The sequence below is a fragment of the Pseudoalteromonas sp. GABNS16E genome, from assembly GCF_028598715.1.
In the GTDB taxonomy this organism is placed as follows: domain Bacteria; phylum Pseudomonadota; class Gammaproteobacteria; order Enterobacterales; family Alteromonadaceae; genus Pseudoalteromonas; species Pseudoalteromonas atlantica.
Genome location: NZ_JAQREZ010000101.1, coordinates 1 through 5,264 on the forward strand (window position 1 = coordinate 1; position 5,264 = coordinate 5,264).

General features: G+C 38.2%; 8 protein-coding genes and 1 pseudogene. 2 read left to right on the plus strand and 7 right to left on the minus strand.

Features of this window, described 5'->3' with window-relative positions:
- A partial coding sequence (locus PSI06_RS20570) for a transposase domain-containing protein (RefSeq protein ID WP_139336469.1) occupies positions 1-105 on the plus strand: 105 nt, incomplete at its 5' end.
- A 21-nt stretch (positions 106-126) separates the two neighbouring features.
- A pseudogene (locus PSI06_RS20575) lies at positions 127-1,179 on the plus strand (helix-turn-helix domain-containing protein); the annotation flags it as partial.
- Between the two features lie 109 nt (positions 1,180-1,288).
- Here the strand turns inward: PSI06_RS20575 and PSI06_RS20580 are convergent.
- The 7 genes from PSI06_RS20580 to PSI06_RS20610 form a co-directional block, all read right to left on the minus strand.
- On the minus strand, positions 1,289-2,020 hold the full coding sequence (locus tag PSI06_RS20580; RefSeq protein WP_008463945.1) for a MauE/DoxX family redox-associated membrane protein: 732 nt from the start codon (positions 2,018-2,020) through the stop codon (positions 1,289-1,291).
- A 33-nt stretch (positions 2,021-2,053) separates the two neighbouring features.
- Positions 2,054-2,563, minus strand: a complete 510-nt coding sequence (locus PSI06_RS20585) for a DUF305 domain-containing protein (RefSeq protein ID WP_273604766.1) — start codon at positions 2,561-2,563, stop codon at positions 2,054-2,056.
- Between the two features lie 140 nt (positions 2,564-2,703).
- Positions 2,704-3,222, minus strand: a complete 519-nt coding sequence (locus tag PSI06_RS20590; protein ID WP_064387012.1) for a DUF411 domain-containing protein — start codon at positions 3,220-3,222, stop codon at positions 2,704-2,706.
- A gap of 10 nt (positions 3,223-3,232) precedes the next feature.
- On the minus strand, positions 3,233-3,721 hold the full coding sequence (locus tag PSI06_RS20595) for a YybH family protein (RefSeq protein WP_008109928.1): 489 nt from the start codon (positions 3,719-3,721) through the stop codon (positions 3,233-3,235).
- 22 nt (positions 3,722-3,743) lie between these two features.
- Positions 3,744-4,652: a copper resistance D family protein gene (locus tag PSI06_RS20600; protein WP_273604765.1), complete on the minus strand. Its 909-nt coding sequence runs from the start codon at positions 4,650-4,652 to the stop codon at positions 3,744-3,746.
- 11 nt (positions 4,653-4,663) lie between these two features.
- Positions 4,664-5,071, minus strand: coding sequence for a copper resistance CopC family protein (locus tag PSI06_RS20605; RefSeq protein WP_004588802.1), 408 nt, complete (start codon positions 5,069-5,071; stop codon positions 4,664-4,666).
- Between the two features lie 22 nt (positions 5,072-5,093).
- Positions 5,094-5,264 (minus strand): copper resistance protein B (locus tag PSI06_RS20610; RefSeq protein WP_273604767.1); only part of this gene is annotated, 171 nt, incomplete at its 5' end.

The following is a 5,264-nucleotide window of genomic DNA, read 5'->3' on the forward strand; positions in this document are numbered from 1 at the left end:
GCCAACGGCTTAGCGCCATACGATTACATCACCGCGTGTTTAGATGAGCTGTGCCAATCAACACCTGATATCGATAGTCTATTACCGTGGAATTTTAAAGGCTAGGCGGTGATCACCGGACGGATACTGATTGACGATGCTACTAGTGAAGTATACGCCGAGTTCTTTCCTTCAGAAACGACCGTAGGTTGCTTAAAGGTAATGCGAGACTGTATTGAAACCCAAGGTGTGTTTAAAACGCTTTATGTAGACAGAGCTGGTATATTCGGCGGGCCAAAGCGTTGCAACTTCTCTCAAATGCAACGCGCCTGTGAAGAATTAGGTATTGAAATAATTTTTGCTAATTCACCACAAGGTAAGGGGCGTGTTGAGCGTGCGTTTGATACCTTCCAAGACCGACTTGTGCCGGAGCTTAGGTTAAATAATATCAATGATATTGCTGGGGCTAATGCTTACCTTAAACATGTCTTTATTCCTCAATACTGGCAAACTAAAATACAAGTGAAATCGAAACAACGTTCTGAGTTCACACCATTATCAAAACACACCAACCTAGACGATATCTGTGTCATCAAAGATCACCGTAAAATACGTAATGATCATACCTTCAGCTATGACAACAAATTTTACTTGATTGATTCACCGCTCAAATACTCGATTGCCAATCAAAAAATAGAAATTAGAAAAACGAGCAAGAAAGAGTTTACTGCTCACTTCGCTGGACGACAGCTTAAAATATCAGAGGTAAACGAACCAAGTAAACTTGCATCAGAAGACTTGGCTGTACAGAAAAAGCTTGAAGTATTAGCGCTAATTGAGGAGCTTGGAAGTGTCAGTGCAGCCTCACGTCAAAGTGGCGTATCGCGAGATACTATTCACCGTCACTTAAAGCTGGTTAAGCAAGGAGGGGCTGATGCTTTAAAACGTCAAGAGACTCCAAACCTGCGACATAAAAATTGTGTAGATCAAGCGATAGAAGATGCGGTTGTGCAATTCTCAATTGAGCATCCACATCTTGGTCAACAGAAAGTCGCAATGAAGCTGACTGAGTCACTTGGTGTTGATATTAGTGCAGGTGGTGTGCGCAGCATGTGGCTTAGAAATAACTTGAACACTACCGCACTGAGAGTTGAAAGATCGCAAGTGTTACAAGAAACCGCACAAACTGTAGCCAGTTAAATAACTGGCTGGTATGCTATTTACGTCAAAGTCGCTCGGTAATTAGACCGACATAATCCCTTGGTAATCACACTAGTACATCATCATGTTTTTAAATTAAAGCTGTTGTTTACTTAACAAACATCCAAATACCGGCAGCGATCATAAACAGGTTTTCTGTTAGGGAGATAAACCCTAGTGGTACGTTACTGTCACCGCCTACACACGCACATTTTAACTCTCGTTTATCTATATAGACTGCTTTTATCACTGAAACAGCACCAACCCCACCTATGAACAATGAAATAGGGGCAATAATATAGGCTGGTAATCCGGCTATCATTCCAATGCCAACAAATGCTTCTAAAAATGGGTAAACATAGGCGTACCTGACTACTTTCATAGCGACTAAGTCATAGGTTATAAATGAATTAGTAAAGCTAAATAAGTCTTGAAGCTTTTGTATTGCTAACACTGCCATTGTTAGGGCTACAAACAGTTCAGCGGTTTGCATTGATAATAAGCTATTATTCGCTGCAAAACTAAATGCCACACTAAGCAAAAAACTAACCGAAAAAATCGCAATCACGGGCGTGTAAGTTGTACCTTCTTGCCCAGCTTTTGGCTTATCAAAGTAATCGCGTAAGTCGACATAGCCACCTATACGTTTATTATCAATAAATGTTTGAGGTGTAGTTTCTACACTGTGTTGTTTTTTAAATTCATCTGTTTGCTCTCGAGAAGTTAATAGCTGATCATCAACTGTATATCCCTCTCGCTCTAGTAGGTCTTTTGATTTTAAACCAAACGGACAAATATGCTCATCTGTGGCCATTCTAAAAAGTTGGGCTGATTTACTCATGTTTAGCTCCCTTTTATGTATTGGTATAAAATTTTACTTAGCATTAAAATCCGGTACGGTCCTAGATTGTGCTTGCTCCTGAGTTTCTGCTAGGCCATTTTTCTCTATATCCTTTAGTAACCACTGCATTTCTTTAATCTCACGACGCTGTGCCTCAATAATATTTGTTGCAAGCCCTTGGACTCGCTTATCTTTGATTTTTGCCCTTTCACTGGTGAGTATTGCAATTGAATGATGTGGGATCATCGCCGACATCCATGAGCTATCATCAACAGTCGCTTGTGATCGAACTAAAAATAAACTTCCCGCAAATACGGTAACACTAGCAATGAGTACTGTTATATTTTTCTTTTTATCTTTATACATATTGAGCATGAAAAGTAGCATTATCACTGCCATCATGGCTCCCATATAAAGCGCCATATAAGTACGAGTTTCACTAAAAAAAACATGACTTAGCTGATAAGTATTCAAATACATCAGTACAAACATGACTAATGTTGATGTGGCTATCATTAAGAAAAACTTTAAATACTGCGACATTAGATGGCTCCTTTCTATCATTTACTTTGTATATCATTTATACCAATGGGTAATTCTTACAGGTTATTAGGCGTAAACCCACTATATATTTAATCATTGAATCAATGTTTAATATTACATCAAGAGTTGTGCCATAAGTGTTAAAACTGCTCAGCGTATTTGCTAATATGCTTATAAGTATTCTGCTGTAAATCGTGCGTAAGCATTTCAATATTATATTTATAAAAGCGATCGCCCATTTCCATACCTGGCGTACCAGCAGGCATAGAGGGAACAGAGAGCCCTATCGTCTTTTCAGGATGTTGTTCAGCTAAAAACTGTTTTATATGTTTGGCGGGAACATGACCTTCAAATACAAATCCATCGGCTGAAACGGCTGTATGGCATGACCGCATATTTGGTTTTATTTGATACTGAGATTTAATCGTCCCCATGTCATTGACGTTAATTGCTTTTGTTTGAATATTGTTTTCGCTCAAATGAGCAATCCACTTATTACAACATCCACAATTTTTACTTTTATAAACGGTAAGCTCAATTTTAGGTTTTTCTGAATTCTCATAAGTTATTAATGCTTTATGTTGTTTTTCGATACTTATCGCTGAAAATGACATAGTTAATGATAAAAATAACGCTGAGGTAATGTAGATTACTCGCATTGTTAACTCCTTAATTTGACCAATGAATATGAGTGATTTTCCAACCTGTATCGGTGTTTTTTAATGTGATTGATTCCATTCCCATAGACTTAATATCTTTTCCTTTGTACTTTCCTTGAGTTTTACTTCTTGAAATTGAGTAAGCTATGTCTCCATTTGTGTAAACTTGATGCTCTAGTAGTTCACTATTAACAGCACTTAAGAATTTCATATCCGCTATCATATGATGTTTCGCGTATTCATCTGCAGAACGCTCAACACTTCCGCCTTCAAAAATGATGACATCGTCGGCCAGTAATTTACGTGCAGCTTCGCGATTACCTTGTTTTAGAGATGCATGAAATAGGCTGACTGTTTTTGCAGCCTCGCTATCAACATTGACAAAGGCCTTGCCTTTTTTTGAATATTTTTCATCGTCATGTGCACTAACAGTAAAAGAACTAACAGTGCTAAAAATTAGTAGCAATAAAATTTTTAAATTAAAGGATTTAATTAACATACGTTTCCCTTTTTATTAATCGTTAAATAGGCGGACCAACAAGTGTGGTAAATACACTTGTTGTAATAAGTACAAACAGGGCAATTACTATTTCAACAGTAATCGAGCGTTTTAATATACTTATATGGTGTTGTTGAGTGATTTGCGGGACTAAAAAAAGCTTATGCCATGCACCTAGGAGCAGCATCGCGCTGACGAGTAACAGCTTTAATAAAATTAGTTGCCCATAATCTGATGTAAACAATGCAGAAAATGACTCTAGGTACTGCAGGAGCAGAGTTAAGCCCGAAATAAGTAGTACAAATACAATAACAATAGCGAGTTGACCAAAGTAATGCATTAACCGCTTTACTTCACTGGTAGGTAGTAAAGTGCAGCTTTTGTAAAGCGGCCACAATGACCCTAACCAGCTCGCAATGGCAATAAGGTGAAAGGTTAAAATACTTTTCACTAACCCATTTTCGTTTGCGCTGTGCCCAGTAAAAGTGAAGCTATAAGCGATAAACCCAAGCATGATTAGTATAACGGCACCGTTTTTATAACCTGCTACGTTATCATCTGATTCCACATTCCACATACATGCGCTAATTAGAGCAATAATAAGCGCTGGTATTCTAAACCTTGCTTGGTCACCTATGACTGATTGCCAAACAATTTCAAGCATAAAGGGGTCAAACATTCCCATAAAGCCTGATTCAGCCATTGCTCCAGCTTCTATAGGTACTTGTAAAAGTGCAGCAATACTACCTGTAACTACACACGTAATTTGCCAACGTTTTAAGAACTGATGAAAGCTAATTAAGAGATGCCCTGCAACATTGCTGTTGCCACACATAAAGCGCATTAATAAAGTGCCCGCAAGCCCTACAATTGCTATATAGCTTGCTAGTTTTAATAATAGTAAGAGCACTGACCATTCACTTAATTGCATGATGTTGCTACTTAATGATTATGTTTGCTGTGGGTATTAGATTGTTCTTGCATCATCTTATGCGATTCATTTTTATGTACCATAAATCTAAACGTGCCAGTCATTTTATGTCCATCACCACCCAGTGCTGTCCATTTAACCGTGTAAGTGCCTTGGGCTAGGCTCGGTAATGACCAATTAAAGTCTGTGCTTGGGGTGGCGCTGGGTTTGAAATCAAAGTTTATTGTTTTATTTTTTTCATCTTTGATGATGACTTTTGCTAGCCTTACTTCACCACTAAAAATTAACGAAAGTTCCTCTGGTCCTTGCATTAACATGGCTTCTTGTGCAGGTATTGATTGCTTGAGTGATATATGCGCTGATGCGGAAAATGTAAGCACTAAACCTAAAATGGCTACTGCAGAGTTAAAAAACTTCATAATTACCTCTTATTTAAAATGATTAAAACCAAAATTTAATACCCGCAACAAATGCGGTGTTGTTGCTACTTTGTCCACTTGATGTGGCATAGTCGGCGGTATTGCCAAATTTATTGCTCCATTCAACGCCAATATAGGGCGCAAACTGGCGTGTAAATTCATAACGAACCCTAAAGCCAATCGCGCTGCTTGA

Excerpts from the sequence above, each read along its gene's own strand:
- PSI06_RS20580 (WP_008463945.1), bottom strand. The coding sequence starts at position 2,020 with ATGAGTAAATCAGCCCAACTTTTTAGAATGGCCACAGATGAGCATATT.
- PSI06_RS20605 (WP_004588802.1), bottom strand. The coding sequence starts at position 5,071 with ATGAAGTTTTTTAACTCTGCAGTAGCCATTTTAGGTTTAGTGCTTACA.
- PSI06_RS20585 (WP_273604766.1), bottom strand. The coding sequence starts at position 2,563 with ATGTCGCAGTATTTAAAGTTTTTCTTAATGATAGCCACATCAACATTA.
- PSI06_RS20590 (WP_064387012.1), bottom strand. The coding sequence starts at position 3,222 with ATGCGAGTAATCTACATTACCTCAGCGTTATTTTTATCATTAACTATG.
- PSI06_RS20595 (WP_008109928.1), bottom strand. The coding sequence starts at position 3,721 with ATGTTAATTAAATCCTTTAATTTAAAAATTTTATTGCTACTAATTTTT.
- PSI06_RS20600 (WP_273604765.1), bottom strand. The coding sequence starts at position 4,652 with ATGCAATTAAGTGAATGGTCAGTGCTCTTACTATTATTAAAACTAGCA.